Consider the following 2498-nt stretch of genomic DNA (forward strand, 5'->3'; position numbering starts at 1 on the left):
GGAAAGCGTGTTGGGGGCAACGGCCACGAGCCCGGCACCGACTGCCTCGAACCGGAGGAGTTCCGTGCCCGGCATGCCACCGACGGGGAGTCGGACACCCCTGGGACGACGGTGTTCCTCTGCGGTGCCTACCGGTTCTCCGGCGACATCGGCACCGGGCTACTCGAAGCCCTGCCGCAGGTCCTGACCCTGCAAGCGGCCGTCGGCGATCCGCTGAGGGACGTGATCGCCCTGCTCTCCCACGAGCTCGCCAACCCCGAACCGGGCCAGGCCACCGTGCTCGACCGACTTCTCGACGTCCTCCTGGTCCTCGCCATCCGCAGCGACTTCCGCCGCAGCCCGAACGCACCCCGCTGGTACCGCGCCTCCGCCGACCCCCGTCTGAGCGCCGCGCTCCAGGCCATGCACGAGGACGCCGGCCACCCCTGGTCCGTCCCCGAACTCGCGGCGATCAGCGGCCTGTCCCGGGCCGCCTTCGCACGTACCTTCCACGAGGCACTCGGCCAGACACCCATGCACTACCTGACCGACTGGCGCATGGCCCTCGCACGCGACCACCTGCGCACGGGCGAACTCGGCATGGCGAGCATCGCCAGGAGCGTCGGCTACAGCTCGCCCTACGCATTCGCCGCTGCCTTCCGCCGCCACCACGGCGAACCACCCGGTGCCTGGCGACAACGAGAGTCGACGCGCGACAAGGAAGTCCTGCCAAGCGGCCCCCACATCCACTGACGGGCAGCGCCCGCCGGGCCCGCGGGCGAGATCAGTCGTCGGCGGCCTCGTCATCATCGGCTGCCGCCGGGTCGCGCAGGGCCCGCCACGCACCGCCGGCCGGGCTAGCGGCGCGGAAGCTGCAGCGGCCCAGCACCGGACCATCTTCGACAAGCTGCCGAAAACTCCTCTTTTGCCGGTCGTGGAACTCAGCCAGTGCACGCAGTCGCGGCGGGACGCCGACCTGCGGTGAACGCGGCCGGCGGGACACCCATGAAGCGTCGGAACTCGGCTGTCATATGGGACTGGTCGTAGTAGCCCGCCGTCGCGGCGATGTCCGACCACCGGCCGGCATCGGCCGCGAGCACGGTGCGAACGCGGTCAATGCGTGCGAAGTGCTTGGGGGACAAACCGGTGCCGTCGGTGAACAAGGTGTGCAGGCGGCGCTCACTGATGTGCAACCGGGCCGCGGTTGTGGCGACGGTGGCGCCGACCAGTAGGCGTGCCGCCTCTTCGAGCCGCTCCGGGGGCTCTGGGCGGTCGGCCAATGCTTCTTCGAGAGCGGCGATCGGATCGGTGGCGAACTGGTCACCGTCCAGGCCCGGTAGTTCGCGGAACGGCAGGGCCCGGTCGGCGAGATCACGCAGCGGACGGCCGAGGAGGGCTTGGGCGCGACCCGGCCGCATGCGAACCCGCACGCACGAACGGCCGGGCGCGCCGACGTGATATCCGGCCCGGGTGCGGGGGCCCATGACAATCAACTCACGCTGGTCGCTGCGCAGGACAAGCGTGATGGCGTGATCGGGCACGTCGACCGCCGACGAACCGTCCGCCGCAGCGACATCGATCCCGGCCACCCAACGCACAAGGGCAGGCGGCACGGCAAGAGAGCTCACGCGGTTCACGATAGTGCCGAAACTTCCTATCACGCGGTGCGAGAGCGCTGTCATCGTCGGGGCATGATCCTTGTTACCGGTGCCACCGGCACCATAGGTAGTCATGTCGTCCGTCTGCTCACCGAGCGGGGCGTGCCGTTTCGGGCGATGTCCCGCCGCGAGCGGCCCGGCGGAGTGCGGGCTGACTTCGACGACCCGGCGTCGCTGGCGGGCGCGGTGGCCGGCGTCGACACGGTCTTCCTGGTGACCGCGCCGCCCGTGCCGACCGCGGACCACGACATCGCTCTCATGACGGCCGCACGGGCGGCGGGCGTCCGTAAGATCGTGAAGCTGTCCGCGATCGGCAGCGGCGAACGGTTCGAGGGGGCGACCGTCGGCGCGTGGCACCTCGCCGCGGAGGAGGCGATCGAGGCCAGCGGGCTCGTGTGGACGATGCTCCGCCCGCCGAGCTTCGCGTCGAACTTCCTGCGCTACCGGGCGCTGATCCAGGCGGGAGAACCGATCCCGAACATGACCGGCGATTCCCGGCAGGCCATCGTCGACCCGAGGGACGTGGCCGCGGTCGCCGTTGCCGCCATGACCAGCGATGCGCACAACGGGCAGCGGTACGACCTGACAGGGCCGGAGCTGCTGACGTTCACAGACCAGGCGACGATCCTGGAGCGCGTGCTCGAACGGCCGGTCAAGATCACCGACGCGAGCGCGCTCGACCAGTTGCCGGCCGGGATGACCACTGGCATCGGCTGGGCGCGCGCCGGCGGTGCGGCCTACGTCACCGACCACGTGCCGCGGGTGCTCGGCCGGCCGGCGGGCACGTTCGAGCAGTGGGCACGCGATCACCGGGAGGCATTCGCGGCAATGCCGTAACCCGCCGCCGACGGCCACGGCCGC

Annotated in this window: 3 protein-coding genes; 2 read left to right on the forward strand and 1 reads right to left on the reverse strand. The window is 71.1% G+C overall.

The genetic code is table 11. From position 1 onward, the window contains the following. The coding region (locus CCN51_RS45660; protein WP_107426244.1) for a cupin domain-containing protein at positions 1-732 on the forward strand (732 nt) is incomplete at its 5' end. Between the two features lie 188 nt (positions 733-920). Here CCN51_RS45660 and CCN51_RS45665 read toward each other — a convergent pair. After that, positions 921-1661 (reverse strand): helix-turn-helix domain-containing protein, encoded by a 741-nt coding sequence (locus CCN51_RS45665; RefSeq protein WP_063647549.1) that lies wholly within the window; start codon positions 1659-1661, stop codon positions 921-923. Positions 1662-1670: 9 nt separating this feature from the next. On the opposite strand from CCN51_RS45665, the gene CCN51_RS45670 reads away from it, so the two are divergent. Continuing rightward, positions 1671-2474 (forward strand): NAD(P)H-binding protein, encoded by an 804-nt coding sequence (locus tag CCN51_RS45670; RefSeq protein WP_043487184.1) that lies wholly within the window; start codon positions 1671-1673, stop codon positions 2472-2474. The last annotated feature ends 24 nt before the right edge of the window (positions 2475-2498 follow it).

The organism is Streptomyces milbemycinicus, from assembly GCF_002154605.1.
Classification (GTDB): domain Bacteria; phylum Actinomycetota; class Actinomycetes; order Streptomycetales; family Streptomycetaceae; genus Streptomyces; species Streptomyces milbemycinicus.

Coding starts and splice junctions, on each gene's coding strand:
- CCN51_RS45665 (WP_063647549.1), bottom strand. CDS start 1,661: ATGACAGCGCTCTCGCACCGCGTGATAGGAAGTTTCGGCACTATCGTG.
- CCN51_RS45670 (WP_043487184.1), top strand. CDS start 1,671: ATGATCCTTGTTACCGGTGCCACCGGCACCATAGGTAGTCATGTCGTC.